This is a genomic window from Paracoccus sanguinis (assembly GCF_900106665.1).
In the GTDB taxonomy this organism is placed as follows: Bacteria; Pseudomonadota; Alphaproteobacteria; order Rhodobacterales; family Rhodobacteraceae; genus Paracoccus; species Paracoccus panacisoli.
In genome coordinates, this window is record NZ_FNNA01000002.1 from 860,013 (window position 1) to 874,604 (window position 14,592).

Genomic DNA, 14,592 nt, shown 5'->3' on the forward strand with positions numbered 1-14,592 from the left:
GCCGCGACGCCCGCGGCTGTGGCGGCCCAAGAGCCGTCCACCACCGCCCCGTCCACCGGCACCCCGGCCGCTGAGCGCACCCCCGCGGCCCCCGGCCCCAGCGACGCCGACCCCGCCCCACGCGGGACGACCCCATGACCTCTGGCAAGATCATGGCCTCGATGCTGGTGCTCGTCGCGCTGCTCGCCGGCGTGGCGGCGTGGTATCTGCAAGTCTACGGCTTCTATGACGAGGTGGACGAGATCACCGGCGCCGCCGACATCATGGTGACCCGGCCCGACGGCACGACCCACCCGGTCGCGGTCGCGGGCTTCCGCGCCATCGACGCGACCAGCTCGCCCATCCGCTACCGTGCCTGCATGACGCTCGACCCGGCCGCCGTGGCCGACGCCGCCCCCTACCCCGCCGCGACGCCGCTGAACGGGCCGGGGTGGTTCCAGTGCTATTCGGCCAAGGCCCTGACCCTCGACCTCGAGGCCGGCCACGCCCGCGCCATCCTCGGCCAATCCGAGGTCCGCCCCGACGTGGACCGGGTGCTGATCGTCTATCCCGACGGCCGCGCCTTTGCCTGGCACCAGCTGAACGACAAGACGCCCGCCCGCGGAGTGATGGACTGATGGACCTGCTGATCGAGCTGTTCTCGGAAGAAATCCCGGCCCGGATGCAGCCGCGCGCCCGCGACGACCTGCGCCGCCTCGTGACCGAGGGGCTGGTAGAGGCTGGGCTGACCTATCGCAGCGCCGGGGCCTTCTCGACCCCGCGGCGGCTGGCGCTGGCGGTCGAGGGGCTGGACGCGCAGTCCAAGCCCGTGCGCGACGAGCGCAAGGGCCCGCGCACCGACGCCCCCGAGGCCGCGATCCAGGGCTTCCTGCGCGCCACGGGCCTGACGCTCGACCAGCTCGAGCGCCGCGCCGAGAAGAAGGGCGAGGCGTTCTATGCCGTGGTCGAGCGCCCTGGCCGCCCGGCCGCCGAGATCGTGGCCGAGGTGCTCTCCCGCACGATCCGCGACTTTCCCTGGCCCAAGTCGATGCGCTGGGGCTCGGGCAACCTGCGCTGGGTGCGGCCGCTGCACTCGATCCTCTGCCTGCTCAGCGACGAGGCCGGGGCGCAGGTCGTGCCGCTTGAGGTGGACGGGATCGCCGCCGGCAACACCACCCGCGGCCACCGCTTCATGGCGCCTGACGCCTTTGCGGTGACCGGCTTCGACGACTACGCCGCCAAGCTGCGCCGCGCGCGCGTCATGCTCGACCCCGCCGAGCGCGAGGCCGCGATCCGGCAGGAGGCCGCGAACCTCGCCTTTGTCCGCGGGTGGGAAATCGTGCCCGGCGACGGGCTGATGACCGAGCTTGCCGGGCTGGTCGAGTGGCCGGTGCCGCTGATGGGGGTGATCGAGGCGCGCTTCCTCGACCTGCCGCCCGAGGTGCTGCAGACCTCGATGAAGGAACACCAGAAGTTCCTGTCGGCCCGCAACCCCGCCACCGGGCGGATCGAGGGCTACGTCACCGTCGCCAACATCGAGACCCCTGACCACGGCGCGACGATCCTCGCCGGCAACCAGCGGGTGCTGGCCGCGCGGCTCTCGGATGCGGCGTTCTTCTGGGGCAATGACCTGCGCGAGGCGAAGGGCGGGATGACCGGCTGGGCCGAGGGGCTGCAGGCCGTCACGTTCCACGCGAAGCTCGGCAGCCAGGCCGACCGGGTGGCACGCATCGCCGCGCTGGCCCGCGAGATCGCGCCCGCGGTGGGGGCGGACCCCGATCAGGCCGAACAGGCGGCGCGGACCGCCAAGCTCGACCTGCGCTCGGCGATGGTGGGCGAGTTCCCCGAGCTGCAGGGCACGATGGGCCGCTATTACGCGCAGGCCGCGGGGCTGGGCGAGGCCGTGGCCGACGCCGCCCGCGACCACTACGCCCCGCTCGGGCCGTCGGACGCGGTGCCTTCGGCGCCGGTGTCGGTGGCGGTGGCGCTGGCCGACAAGCTCGACACGCTGACCGGGTTCTGGGCCATCGACGAGAAGCCCACCGGGTCCAAGGACCCCTTTGCGCTGCGCCGCGCGGCGCTGGGGGTGATCCGGCTGGTTCTGGGGAATGGGGTCCGCGCCCCGCTCACGGCATGGATCGCCGCCGGCGATGCGGCGCAGCAGGGCGATGAGGCGCAGAATCAGGCTCATGCCGCCGAGCCTAGCGCCCAATCCTTGACGAACCGTCACCACGACCTTCTGTCCTTCCTCCACGACCGCCTCAAGGTGCACCTGCGCGACCAGGGCATTCGCCATGACGTGATCGACGCGGTCCTCGCCATGCCGGGGAACGACGATTTGACGCTCGTCGTCGCTCGGGCCACGGCGCTCAACGCGATGCTGGCGACCGAGGACGGGACGAACCTCCTGCAGGGGCTCAAGCGCGCCGCCAACATCCTCGCCCAGGCCGAGGCGCAGGACGGCGTCGAATACAGCTTCGGCGCCGACCCGAAGTTCGCCGAGACCGACGCCGAGCGCACGCTCTTCGCCGCCCTCGACGCCGCCGAGCCGCAGATCGCCGCCGCCGTCCGGGCCGAGGACTACCCGGCCGCGATGGCCGCCATCGCCGCGCTGCGCGCCCCCATCGACGGCTTCTTCGAGGCGGTGCAGGTCAACGCCGACAACGCGGTGCTGCGCCGCAACCGCCTGAACCTGCTGCACCGGATCCGCGAGACCGGCCGCCGGATCGCCGATTTCGGCCGCATCGAGGGCTGATCCCGGCTTCCCCTGCGGTGGTTCTCACCTATCCTCGGGGCATGCCCGCAGGGACCGGGGGCACACCGCCCCCGTCCCCGGGCACGACAGGAGCCGCCATGACCGACTTTGCCGCCACCCGCGCCGCGTTCCACCTGCCTGACGGGGTCACCTACCTCGACGGCAACTCGCTGGGCCCGATGCCGGTGCGCGCGGCCGAGCGGGTCGCGGCGATGATGCGCGACGAGTGGGCCGAGATGCTCATCACCGGCTGGAACCGCGCCGGCTGGTACGTGCAGCCACGCCGGGTCGGCGACCGCATTGCCCGGCTGATCGGGGCGGGCCCGGGCGAGGTCGTCATGGGCGACACGCTGTCGATCAAGGTCTTCCAGGCCCTCAGCGCGGCGTTGACGCTGAACCCCGGCCGGCGGGTGATCCTGTCGGACAGCGGCAACTTCCCCTCTGACCTCTACGTGGCCGAAGGTCTCGCGCGGACCGTGGGGGCCGAGCTGCGGGTCGTGGCACCCGAGGCGGTGGCGGGGGCGATCGACGCCGATCTGGCGGTGCTGATGCTGACCGAGGTGGATTACCGCACCGGGCGGCGACACGACATGGCGGCGCTGACCGCGCAGGCGCACGCGGCGGGCGCGCTGACGGTCTGGGATCTCGCGCACTCGGCCGGGGCCATCGACGTGGACCTGCGCGGCGCGGACGCGGATTTCGCCGTGGGCTGCACCTACAAGTACCTCAACGGCGGGCCCGGCGCGCCGGCCTTCATCTGGGTCCACCCGCGCCACGCCGAGGCCGCGCGCCCTTGCCTGCAGGGCTGGATGGGCCATGCCGCGCCCTTCGCCTTCGATCCCGACTATACCCCCGCGCCGGGGATCGAGCGGATGCGGGTCGGCACGCCCCCGGTCATCGCGCTCGCCGCGCTCGAGACGGCGCTCGAGGTCTGGGACGGGGTCGGCATGGCCGAGCTGCGCGCCCGCTCGGTCGCGCTGACCGAGGCGTTCATCGCGGGGGTCGAGGCCGCGTGCCCGGGCGTCACCCTGTATTCCCCGCGCGACCCCGCGGCGCGGGGCAGCCAGGTCGGGTTCCGCCACCCCCAGGCCTATGCGGTGATGCAGGCGCTGATCGCCCAGGGCGTGATCGGCGACTTCCGCGCCCCCGATGTGCTGCGCTTCGGATTTGCCCCGCTCTACAACGGGATGGAGGATGTGGCGCGCGCCGTGGCCACCCTGTCCGACATCCTGCGCACCGGCAGTTGGGACCGCCCCGAGTACCACCGCCGGGCCGCCGTCACCTGACCTAGGCGACCCCGCGCCGGGCGCGCGCCGTTCACGCTCGGTTCACCCTCTTCCCAATTGCCGGGTTCCCTTTGAGCCGCGGGCGTGGCATAGGAATGCGGAGATTGAAAGGCGCATGTCATGCGATCCGGATTTTTGCTGCTGCCGCTGTTGCTCGCGGCCGGGGTGCCGCTTGCGGCCGAGACCCCCTCCGCCCCCTCCCCGCCGGTCGCCGAGGCTGCGCCGCAGGCGCCCGCCGGGGGACCGCTGCTCGCCGTCGAATACGTCCCGGTCGAGACCCGGCCGCTGACCCTCGGGGTGCAGCTCACCGGCACCATCGGCGCGCAGGACAGCATCGATTTGTCCTTCCCGAACGGCGGCCGGATCACCGAGATCCTGGTCGAGGCCGGGAACCGGGTCAGCGCCGGGATGCCGCTGGCGCGCACCGACGCGGTCCAGCAGCAGCAGGCGCTGAACCAGGCCGAGGCCGGGGTCACCGCCGCCGAGGCCGCCGCGCGGCAGGCCGGGCAGGCCGCCGAGCGCGCCGACGAGATGCTGCGCCGGGGGGTGGGCACCCGCGCCGCCCGCGACGCCGCCCAGCAGGCGCTGTCGGCGGCCGAGGGCCAGCTTGAAAGCGCCCGCACCCGTGCCGATCAGGCGCGCCGGGCGCTGGACGACGCGGTGCTCAAGGCGCCCGAGGAGGCCGTGGTCACCGCCCGCACCGCCGAGCCCGGGCAGGTCGTCGGCGCCGCGCAGCCGATCCTGTCGCTCGCCGCGCTGACCGGGCTCGAGGCGGTGTTCCGGCTGCCCGATTCGCCCCGGCTGGACGCGTGGAAAGGGGCGCAGGTGAGTCTCAGCCCCATCGACCACCCCGACCGGCGCCTCAACGGCACGGTCAGCGAGATCGCGCCGCTGGTCGATCCGGCCACCGGATCGGTCGCGGTGCGGGTTGCGATCGACGGCCCGCTTGACCCCGCGCTGCTCGGCGCGGCGGTGGTGGGCACCGCCGAGGTGCCGGCCGGCGAGGGGATCGAGCTGCCCTGGACGGTGCTGACCGTCAGCGGCACCTTGCCCGCCGTGTGGCGGATCGGCGCCGACGACCGCGTGGCCATCGCCCCGGTCGAGGTCGAGCGCTACGAGACCGGCGTGGTCGTGGTCCGCGCCGGCGTGACCTCGGGCGAGGTCGTCGTCGGCGAGGGCTCGCAGCTCATGTATCCGGGCCGCCAGGTCCGCCGCGGGACACCCCGGCCATGAGGGCGGCGTGGGTTCTCTGCGCGGCGCTGCTTGCAGCCGCCGCGGGGCCGGCGGGCGCGCTCGAGCTGCCGTTTTTCGGCCGCGGCGAGGCCGAGGCGCCGCCGCCCGCCCCGCCGCGCCCGGTGGTGACCGAGTTCGCGGCCGATACCGCCGCCTTCAACCGCTCGATCCCCGGGGTGGTGGCGGCCGTGACCGAGGTGCGCATGGCGTTTCAGACCCTCGGGCGGATGACCGCCCGGCCCGTGGACGTGGGCGACCGGGTGGCGCAGGGCGACCTGCTCGCGCGGCTCGCGCCCGAGGACCTCGAGGGCGGCGTCCGCGCGGCCGAGGCCGCCGTCGCCGCCGCCGAGGTGAACCTCACGACCGCCGAGAACACCGCCGAGCGCGCCCGCGCGCTGGCCAGCCGCAACGTCGCCTCGACCGCGCAGCTCGAGCAGGCCGAGCAGGGGCTCGCCGCCGCGCAGTCCGCGGTGGCCCAGACCCGCGCCCAGCTCGAGAGCGCCCGCAATGCCGAGGGGTTCGCGGTGATGACCGCGCCCATCGCCGGGGTGATCTCGGACGTGCAGGCGGCGCCGGGTGCGGTGGTCGCGGCAGGGGACCCGATCATGACACTTTCATCCGAAGACCGGCTCGAGGCGCGGATCGACCTGACCGAGACGCAGCTGCGCGGCCTCGCGCCCGGCGACCCCTTCACCATCTGGCGCGACCCGGCGACCGAGGCCGGCCGCGCCGAGGCCGAGGGCGAGGGCGCCGAAGTGCCCGACCCGGCGCAGGCCGCGTCGGCCGCGGCCGCCCAGACCAGCCCGCCGGTCGAGGGCATCGTCAGCCGCATCGCCCCCGTCGCCGACGCCCAGACCCGGCTGCGGCGGGTCCACCTCGCCCTGCCGATGGCCGTGGGCGAGACCTCGGGGCTCAGGATCGGCAGCCTGATCCGCGCCCGGCGCGCCGGCGCCGACGCGCTGCGCCTGACCGTCCCCGCCGCCGCCGTGGTCGTGGGGCCGGAGGGCGGCGCGGGCGTCTGGACCGTGACGCGTCAGGGCGACGGCGGGACCGTGGCGCTGACGCCGGTGACGCTCGGCGCGACCGAGGGCGGCCGGACCGAGGTCACCGGCGGCCTTACCCCCGGGGCCGAGGTGGTGGTGCGCGGGGTCCACTCGCTCACCCAAGGACAGGCCGTCGGGCCGAGGGTGGCGCCATGATCCGCCGCCGCAGTTTCAACCTGTCGGACTGGGCGCTGCACCACCGCTCGCTGGTGTGGTTCCTGCTCATCGTGTCGATGGTCGCGGGGATCATCTCGTATCGCAGCCTCGGCCGCGAAGAGGACCCCAACTTCACCATCAAGGTCATGGTGATCTCTGCCGCCATGCCCGGCGCCACCATCGGCGAAACGCTGGACCAGGTCACCGACCGGATCGAGACCAAGCTCGAGGAGCTGGACGAGCTCAAGTTCACCCGCTCGGTCACCATGCCCGGGCAGGCGGTCGTCTATGTCGAGCTGCTCGACACCGTGCGCGGCGGCGACGTTGCGCGGACGTGGCAGCGGGTGCGCAACATGATGGGCGACCTGCGACCCGAGTTCCCGGCCGAGTTCGCGGGCTTCCAGTTCAACGACAATTTCGGCGACGTGTTCGGCAACATCTACGCCTTCACCGCCGACGGCTTCACCCAGCGCGAGCTGCGCGACCGGGTCGAGGCGATCCGCAAGCAGGTTCAGGGCCTGCCCGCCGCCGGCAAGACCAGCCTGCTGGGCGTGCGCGAGGAACAGATCTACCTCGAGTTCTCCTCGACCCGCCTCGCCGCGCTGGGGCTGCGGCAGGAGCAGGTGGTCCAGACGCTGGCCGCGCAGAACGCCATCGCACAGTCGGGGATCGTGCAGGCGGGGCCCGAGCGGGTGCTGGTCCGCGTCGGCGGCCAGTTCGACACCGCCGAGTCCATCGCCGCCGTGAACCTGCGGATCGGCGACCGGTTCTTCAACGTGGGCGACGTGGCGACCGTCACCCGCGGCACCGCCGACCCGCCGGCCGCGCTCTTCCGCTACAACGGGCAGGAGGCCATCGGCCTCGAGGTCGCCATGCGGCAGGGCGAGAACATCCAGACCTACGGCGCCCAGCTGGACGCGATGATGCAGACCATCGCCGCCGACCTGCCCATCGGCATCGAGATGCACAAGTTCGCCGACCAGCCCCATGTGGTGACCGAGGCGGTCGGCCATTTCGTCAAGGCGCTGGCCGAGGCGGTGGGGATCGTGCTGCTGGTCAGCTTCGTGAGCCTCGGGTTCCGGGCCGGGTTCGTTGTGACGCTGACCATCCCGCTGGTGCTGGCGATCACCTTCGTGATCCTCGACATCTGGGGGATCACGCTGCAGCGCATCTCGCTCGGCGCGCTGATCATCGCGCTGGGGCTTCTGGTCGACGACGCGATGATCGCCATCGAGACGATGATCTCGCGCCTCGAGCTGGGCGAAAGCCGCAGCGAGGCGGCGAGCTATGCGTGGACCTCGATCGCCTTCCCGATGCTGTCGGGGACGCTGGTGACGGTCGCGGGCTTCATCCCCATCGGGCTGAACAGCTCGGCGGCGGGCGAGTTCACCTTTTCGCTCTTCGTCGTCATCGCCGTGTCGCTGCCGGTGTCGTGGATCGTCGCGGTGCTGTTCGCCCCGCTTCTGGGGGTGACGCTGCTGCCGGCGAAGATGGCCCATCACGCCGGCCGGGCCGGGCCGCTGCGGCGGGCGTTCCACGTCATGCTGCGCGCCGCGATGCGGTTCCGCTGGGCGACGGTGATCGCCACGGCGCTGATCTTCGTGGGCTCGGTCTGGGGGATGCGCTTCGTCGAGCAGCAGTTCTTCCCGACCTCGGACCGCACCGAGATCATCATCGACGTGACCGAGCGCCACAACGCCTCGATCGCCCGCACCGACGCCTCGATCGCCCGGATCGACGCCTTCCTGAAAGAGCAGCCCGAGGCGAAGTTCTGGACCAGCTACGTCGGCCGAGGGGCGCCGCGCTTCGTGCTGGCGATGGATGTGCCGACCCCGGGGCCGTTCATGGGGCAGGTGGTGATCCAGACCGCGAACCTCGTGGACCGCGACGCGCTCAAGGCGCGGCTGAACGCCTGGGCCGCGACCGAGATGGTCGGCACGGACGTCTATGTGAAGAACCTCGAGATCGGCCCGCCGGTCGGCAAGCCGGTGCAGTACCGGGTCAGCTCGAACGACCTGAACGAGGCGCGCGACGCGGCCCGCGGCCTCGCCGCGGTGATGGCGGCCGAGCCGCGGCTGCGCGACATCTCGCTCGACTGGAACGAGCCGGCCCGCGTGGTCCGGGTCGAGGTCGATCAGGACCGAGCCCGGCAGCTCGGCCTCTCCTCGACCGACATCGCCGGCGCGCTGGCGGCGCTGTACTCCGGGAAGGGGGTGACCCAGCTGCGCGACGGGATCTTCCTGATCGACGTGGTGGCGCGCGGGGCCGAGACCGACCGGCAGTCACTCGATTCGATCCAGAACCTCGAGCTGGCGACGACGACCGGCACGCCCATCCCGCTCGCCGCGCTGGCGCGGCTGAGCTATGAGACCGAGCAGCCGCTGATCATGCAGCGCGACGGCCGCCCGACCGTGACGGTCAAGGCGGCGGTGGCGACCAAGGACCAGCCTGCGACGCTGGTCACTGCCCTGACGCCGGCGGTTGAGGCCTATGCCGCGACCCTGCCTCCCTCGGTCCAGATCGTGATCGGCGGGACGGTGGAAAGCTCGGGCCAGAGCCAGGCGCCGATCGCGGCGGTGGTGCCGGTGATGCTGCTGATCATGGCGACGCTGGTGATGATCCAGATGCAGAGCTTCCGGCTGTCGCTGATCGTCTTTGCCGCCGCCCCGCTGGGGCTGATCGGCGTGGTCGCGGCGCTGGTGCCGTTCCGGGTGCCGATGGGGTTCGTGGCGATCCTCGGCATCCTCGCGCTGATCGGCATCCTGATCCGCAACTCGATCATCCTCGTCCACGAGATTCAGGCGCTGCTGGCGCGCGGGCGGTCCAAGTGGGACGCGGTGTTCGAGGCCTCGGACAGCCGCGCCCGGCCGATCCTGCTGACTGCGGCGGCGGCGAGCCTCGCGCTGATCCCGATCTCGCGGCAGGTGTTCTGGGGGCCGATGGCGTTTGCGATGATGGGCGGAATCATCGCCGGGACGCTGATCACGCTGCTGTTCGTGCCGGCGCTCTACTGCGTCGTGTTCGGGGTGCGGCGGCCGCAAATGGAGACAGGCGGGCCGGGGGCTCTGCCCCCGGACCCCCGGGATATTTAGGTCCAGCCCGAGGAGGGCGGGGCGAGCATCCCCGGCAGGGCCGCGACGAGGCCGGGCCAGCCGCGCGGGCGCCAGCCCAGAGCGGTGAGCCGCGCGCAGCCCATCTGCGAGACCGGCGTCTTCGCCCGGGGCGGCGGGGCGTAGGGGCAGCCGGTGAGGCGCTGCACCACGGAGAGCAGGTCGTGGCGGTCCACGAGCAGGTCCGAGACGTGGAACGCGCCCCGGCCCTGCCGGTCGAGCACCAGCGCCAGCGCGGCGGCGAGGTCGTCGCCGTGCACCTCGGTGCCCCGGCGGGGGGCGATGGGGCGGCCGTCGCGGTAGTCGGCGAACAGCGTTTCCCATTTGTGCCCCGCGCCGGGGCCATAGACGCCGGTGGCGCGCAGGCTGGCGGCGGCGAAGCCGGGGCCGTCGAGGGCGGCGAGGCCCGCCTCGGCCTCGACCTTGACCTTTGCGTAGAGGCTCGCGGGCATGGGCGGGGTGCCGTCGGGCAGCGGGGTGCCCTCGGGTCGGCCGTCATGGACGGCGCGGGATGACAGGAACACCACCTGCCCCACCCCCGCCGCCTTCGCCTCGGCAAAGAGCCGCAGCGAGGCGTCGAGGTTCAGCGCGACGAAGCGGTCGGGGTCGTCGCCCTCGCCGCCCCGGTATTTGCCAGGGACATGGGCGAAGGCGGCGTGGACCAGTGCTGCGCAACCCTCGAGCGGGGCCGGCTGGCCGAGCCGCCAGCCGGGAAGCGGGTCGACCTCGTGCCCCGCCGCCGCCAGGCCGCGGGCGAGGAAGCGCCCGACCAGGCCGCTGGCGCCGGTAAGCGCGACCTTCATGCGGGATCAGGCACGGGAGGGTTGGGCAGGCTGCGGCTGTCGGGCACCGGCCCATCGCCGGCATAGGCGCGCCAGAGGTCGATCAGCGGCGCCAGCCGGTCGGCCTTGGCGTGGTCCTGCCACGGCTTTTCATACTGGAAATGCAGCACCCGGATGTCCGCCCACGACCACAGCGCCGGCAGATTGAACCACACATATTGCAGCATGTTGTCGAACACCGGCAGCCCGTGCCAGGCGGGGAAGGCCGCCTGCAGGAACGTCTGGTCGGTGCGCCGCCAGAACGCGCCGGGCACGTCGAGCTGCGCCATAAGCCGCTCGAACGTGGCCGGATCGGGCCGGGCGGTGAACACGCCCGAGTTCATCCGGTGGAAATCCTCCAACCCCTCGTAGACGTTGGGGGCGGCGCAAAGCTCGGGGTAGTCGAACAGCCGGTCGATCGGTTGCAGCACCAGCGTGTCGGCATCGAGGAACACCACCCGCTCATAATCCAGCTGCCACAGCCGCAGCTTGGCGAAATTGTCGAGCGGGGTGTGGAAGGCGGGCTTCTCGCCCCTGGTGAAGGGCGCGAGGCCGTGGATGCGGTCTCGCGCGTGCGCGGCGTTGAAGGCGTCCGAGGTCGGCAGCAGCTCGACCCGGACCAGCCGCGGCTCGAAGGCCCTGAGCGGCGCCAGCGCCGCCTCGGACACGCCGCCGGTGTGCATGACGCAGAGATCGGCGCGCGTCCCGGTCAGGCGCAGCGAGCGCAGCAGCGCCCGCGCGCCGCGTGCGAAGTCGTCGTTGGTGACGAGCGTCACATAGGCGTTGCGCGCGCCCCGGTCGCGCGCCGCGTCGAGCCCCTCGGGCAGCACTCAGACCGCCTTGAGCCGCTTGCCCTCGGGGTCGTGGTCGACCCGCTGGGCGATGTCGCGCGTCCAGGCGCTGACCGCGGGCACCCGGGTCCGGTCGATCCGGTGGGCATACTTGCGCGCCACGTCCACCACCTCGGCCAGCAGCCCCTCCTGCAGGGTGATCGGGTTGAGGCCGAGCGACAGGAACTGGTCATTCTTGACCAGCAGGTCGTTCTCGTCGGCCTCCTTGCGGGGGTTGGGCAGGAACTTGACCTCGGCGCCGGTCAGCCGCGCGACCAGCTGCGCGAGGTCGCGGACCCGGTGCGTCTCGGTCATCTGGTTGAAGATGCGGACGCGCTCGCCCGCCTTGGGGGCGTCCGACAGCGCCAGCTCGATGCAGCGCACGCAGTCCTGCAGGTGGATGAAGGCGCGGGTCTGCCCGCCGGTGCCGTGCACCGTCAGCGGATAGCCGATCGCCGCCTGGATCAGGAACCGGTTGAGCACCGTGCCGTAGTCGCCGTCATAGTCGAAGCGGTTGATGAGCTGCTCGTGCCGGCGGGTCTGGTCGGTGTGGGTGCCCCAGACGATGCCCTGATGCAGGTCGGTGATCCTGAGCCCGTCGTTCTGGGCGTAGAACTGGAACAGGATCTGATCGAGGCTCTTGGTCATGTGATAGACCGAGCCGGGGCGCGTCGGATACAGGATCTGCTGCGGCTTCTTGCCGGTCGGCGTGTCGATCTCGATGTCGAGATAGCCCTCGGGGATCGGCGCGCCGACCGAGGAATAGCCATAGACGCCCATCGTCCCGAGATGGACCAGATGCGCGTCGATGCCGGTTTCCACCAGCGCCGCCAGCACGTTGTGGGTCGCGTTGACGTTGTTGTCGACGGTGTAGACCTTGTGGCGGTCGGTCTTCATCGAATAGGGCGCGGCGCGCTGTTCGGCGAAATGGATCAGCGCGTCGGGCTTGTGGTCCGCGAGCCACGCCTTGAGCCGCTCGTACTCGGTGGCGAGGTTCAGCAGGTGGAAGTGGATGGTGTTGCCGCTCTCCTGCTTCCAGATCCGGCAGCGCTCCTGGATCGAGTCCATCGGGGTCAGCGACTGCACGCCCAGTTCGGTGTCGATCCAGCGGCGGCTGAGGTTGTCGACGATGTGGACCTCGTGCCCGAGGTTGGAGAGGTGCAGCGAGGTGGGCCAGCCCACGAATCCATCGCCACCGAGAACCGCGATCCGCATTGAGGTCATCCTTCTTCATCGGGTGCGCAGGGCGGCCCCAGGCCGGGTGCGCGCTGCCGCCCCACTTATGGCGACAGCGTGACGGTTTCACGACAACGCGGCAAGGGCGCGCCGGTTGCCACCCGGCGGCGTGCAGCCGATGCTGCCTTGACCCCGGGAGAGAGAGCCATGACCGCACCCCCAGCTTCCACCATACCCCTCGCCGCGCTCGAGCGGTTCTGCTGCGCGGCCTTCGCCGCCATCGGGGCCGATGAGCCGACGGGTGAGGCCGCGACCCGCGCCATGCTGCACGCCACCAAGCTGGGGGTGGACAGCCACGGGGTCCGGCTCCTGCCGCATTACCTCAAGGCGCTCGAGGGCGGGCGGCTGAACAAGGCGCCGCGGCTCACCCGCGCGGGCGGGCTGGGCGCGGTCGAGGTACTCGACGCGGATCACGCGCAGGGTGCGCTCGGCGCTTATCGGGGGATGGAGCGCGCCTGTGACCTTGCCGCCGACTTGGGGGTGGGGGCGGTGGCGGTGCGCAACTCGTCGCATTTCGGCGCCGCCGGGGCCTATGCGATGGCGGCGGCCGAGCGGGGCTTCATCGGGCTGGCGTTCTGCAACTCGGACAGCTTCGTGCGGTTGCACGACGGCGCCGAGCGGTTCCACGGCACCAACCCGATCGCCGTGGGTGTGCCGGTGGCCGGGTCGGACCCGTGGCTGCTCGACATGGCGACGAGCGCGATCCCCTACAACCGGGTGCTGCTCTACCGCAGCCTCGGGACGGTGCTGCCCGAACAGGTCGCCTCGGACGCGGGGGGCGCGGACACACGCGACGCCGAGGCGGCCGAGATGCTGGCCCCGCTGGGGGCCGCGTTCGGGTTCAAGGGCGCGGGGCTGGCCGGGGTGGCCGAGATTCTCTCGGCAGTGCTGACGGGGATGCAGCTCAGCTTCGACATCCCGCTGATGGAGGGGCCGGATTTCGCCACACCGCGGCGGCTCGGCGCCTTTCTGCTGGCGCTGAACCCCGAGGCGTTCCTGGACCGGGCGCAGTTCGACGCCGGCATGAGGCGCTATCTCGACCGCCTGCGCGGCTCGGCGGCGCGCGCGGGCGGGCGTGTGATGGCCCCGGGCGACCGCGAATGGGAGGTGGCGGCCGAGCGACGGATCGCGGGCGTGACGCTCGACCCGGCGACCGCGGCGGCGTTTGCCGAGATCGCGAGGGACCTAGGGATCGACCCGGCCGCCTGACATCGGCAAAACGGTATACCATATTTTTCTTGACGTGGGGATGATTCGTCCGCCATGTGGCGGAAGTGGTCTGACCAGTTGACCGCCCGTCGCTGCGAGGAGGTAGCCGGGCAGCGCCGTCCGACCCGATCCGATCGGAGCCCTGGGGAGGTCGCCCGATGCCCACCGACACGCGCAGCCATCGCGCCTGGCGCCAGACCGCCGACCTGATCCTGACCCTGGTCGAGGCGCACCGGCTTGCACCCGGCGACCGGCTGCCGGGCGAGCGTGATCTGGCCGAACGGCTGGGCGTCTCGCGCCCGTCGCTGCGCGAGGCGCTGATCGCGCTCGAGGTCGAGGGGCGGATCGACATCCGCATGGGGTCGGGCGTCTATCTCGCCGCCGCCCCCGCGGCCGGGACCTGGCGCGCGGGCGCCATCGCGCTGCGCAGCGACGACGACGGGCCGTTCGAGATCCTCGAGGCGCGGGCGATCATCGAAAGCGCGGTCGCGGACGAGGCCGCGCGGCGCACCACGCCGGAACTCGTCGCCGGGCTGGACGCGATCCTGGCGCGGATGGAGGCGGCGACGACAGACCGTCCGGCGGCGATCCGCCTCGACGCGGCCTTTCACCGCGCCATCGCCGGCGCGACCGGCAACCCGGTGCTCGCCAACCTGACCAGTGACGTGTTCGACAAGCGGCTGACGCCGCTGTTCGACCGGCTCGCCGGGCATTTCGAGGGCCCCGGCACCTGGCGCGTGGCCCTGGCCGAGCATCGGGCCATCCGCGATGCCATCGCCGCAGGCGACCCCGACGCGGCCCGCGCCGCGATGCGCCGGCACCTCGAGCGGTCGCAACAGCGCTTCATCCAGACCTTCGCCGAGGCTCGCCCCGCGTCGCAGCCCGTCGACGGGCCGGCCGCCCGAGAGGACGCCGACACCACCGCCGCCTGACC

Annotated in this window: 11 protein-coding genes; 8 read left to right on the plus strand and 3 right to left on the minus strand. The window is 72.4% G+C overall.

The window, feature by feature from the left end; genetic code table 11:
* Positions 1–134: 134 nt before the first annotated feature.
* From BLW17_RS10665 to BLW17_RS10690, 6 genes are all read left to right on the plus strand, one after another.
* Complete coding sequence (locus BLW17_RS10665) at positions 135–617, plus strand: DUF6446 family protein (RefSeq protein ID WP_036734952.1); 483 nt, start codon at positions 135–137, stop codon at positions 615–617.
* Positions 614–2,734 (plus strand): glycine--tRNA ligase subunit beta, encoded by a 2,121-nt coding sequence (gene glyS, locus BLW17_RS10670; RefSeq protein WP_036734967.1) that lies wholly within the window; start codon positions 614–616, stop codon positions 2,732–2,734. Before BLW17_RS10665 ends, glyS begins: the two co-directional genes overlap by 4 nt.
* Before the next feature lie 98 nt (positions 2,735–2,832).
* Entirely contained in the window at positions 2,833–4,020 is a 1,188-nt protein-coding gene (kynU, locus tag BLW17_RS10675; RefSeq protein WP_036734955.1) for a kynureninase, read from the plus strand.
* A 120-nt stretch (positions 4,021–4,140) separates the two neighbouring features.
* Positions 4,141–5,253 (plus strand): efflux RND transporter periplasmic adaptor subunit, encoded by a 1,113-nt coding sequence (locus BLW17_RS10680; RefSeq protein ID WP_074826556.1) that lies wholly within the window; start codon positions 4,141–4,143, stop codon positions 5,251–5,253.
* Positions 5,250–6,452, plus strand: a complete 1,203-nt coding sequence (locus BLW17_RS10685; protein WP_036734957.1) for an efflux RND transporter periplasmic adaptor subunit — start codon at positions 5,250–5,252, stop codon at positions 6,450–6,452. The genes BLW17_RS10680 and BLW17_RS10685 overlap by 4 nt, the downstream gene beginning before the upstream one ends.
* Positions 6,449–9,544, plus strand: coding sequence for an efflux RND transporter permease subunit (locus tag BLW17_RS10690; RefSeq protein WP_052176503.1), 3,096 nt, complete (start codon positions 6,449–6,451; stop codon positions 9,542–9,544). The genes BLW17_RS10685 and BLW17_RS10690 overlap by 4 nt, the downstream gene beginning before the upstream one ends.
* Here BLW17_RS10690 and BLW17_RS10695 read toward each other — a convergent pair.
* From BLW17_RS10695 to BLW17_RS10705, 3 genes are read right to left on the minus strand one after another with little or no spacing between them, the layout of a single operon-like run.
* Positions 9,541–10,365 (minus strand): NAD-dependent epimerase/dehydratase family protein, encoded by an 825-nt coding sequence (locus tag BLW17_RS10695; protein WP_036734959.1) that lies wholly within the window; start codon positions 10,363–10,365, stop codon positions 9,541–9,543. The genes BLW17_RS10690 and BLW17_RS10695 overlap by 4 nt on opposite strands.
* Positions 10,362–11,210, minus strand: coding sequence for a glycosyltransferase (locus BLW17_RS10700; RefSeq protein ID WP_036734974.1), 849 nt, complete (start codon positions 11,208–11,210; stop codon positions 10,362–10,364). The genes BLW17_RS10695 and BLW17_RS10700 overlap by 4 nt, the downstream gene beginning before the upstream one ends.
* A gap of 3 nt (positions 11,211–11,213) precedes the next feature.
* Complete coding sequence (locus BLW17_RS10705; protein WP_036703662.1) at positions 11,214–12,428, minus strand: NAD-dependent epimerase/dehydratase family protein; 1,215 nt, start codon at positions 12,426–12,428, stop codon at positions 11,214–11,216.
* A 168-nt stretch (positions 12,429–12,596) separates the two neighbouring features.
* On the opposite strand from BLW17_RS10705, the gene BLW17_RS10710 reads away from it, so the two are divergent.
* Positions 12,597–13,658 (plus strand): Ldh family oxidoreductase, encoded by a 1,062-nt coding sequence (locus BLW17_RS10710; RefSeq protein WP_036734961.1) that lies wholly within the window; start codon positions 12,597–12,599, stop codon positions 13,656–13,658.
* 158 nt (positions 13,659–13,816) lie between these two features.
* Complete coding sequence (locus tag BLW17_RS10715; RefSeq protein WP_074826559.1) at positions 13,817–14,590, plus strand: FadR/GntR family transcriptional regulator; 774 nt, start codon at positions 13,817–13,819, stop codon at positions 14,588–14,590.
* Positions 14,591–14,592: the final 2 nt, after the last annotated feature.

Bases quoted from the DNA above. Each gene is read 5' to 3' on its own strand.
- BLW17_RS10705 (WP_036703662.1), bottom strand. From the start codon at position 12,428: ATGCGGATCGCGGTTCTCGGTGGCGATGGATTCGTGGGCTGGCCCACC.
- BLW17_RS10685 (WP_036734957.1), top strand. From the start codon at position 5,250: ATGAGGGCGGCGTGGGTTCTCTGCGCGGCGCTGCTTGCAGCCGCCGCG.
- BLW17_RS10715 (WP_074826559.1), top strand. From the start codon at position 13,817: ATGCCCACCGACACGCGCAGCCATCGCGCCTGGCGCCAGACCGCCGAC.
- BLW17_RS10695 (WP_036734959.1), bottom strand. From the start codon at position 10,365: ATGAAGGTCGCGCTTACCGGCGCCAGCGGCCTGGTCGGGCGCTTCCTC.
- BLW17_RS10680 (WP_074826556.1), top strand. From the start codon at position 4,141: ATGCGATCCGGATTTTTGCTGCTGCCGCTGTTGCTCGCGGCCGGGGTG.
- BLW17_RS10690 (WP_052176503.1), top strand. From the start codon at position 6,449: ATGATCCGCCGCCGCAGTTTCAACCTGTCGGACTGGGCGCTGCACCAC.
- BLW17_RS10710 (WP_036734961.1), top strand. From the start codon at position 12,597: ATGACCGCACCCCCAGCTTCCACCATACCCCTCGCCGCGCTCGAGCGG.
- BLW17_RS10665 (WP_036734952.1), top strand. From the start codon at position 135: ATGACCTCTGGCAAGATCATGGCCTCGATGCTGGTGCTCGTCGCGCTG.
- kynU (WP_036734955.1), top strand. From the start codon at position 2,833: ATGACCGACTTTGCCGCCACCCGCGCCGCGTTCCACCTGCCTGACGGG.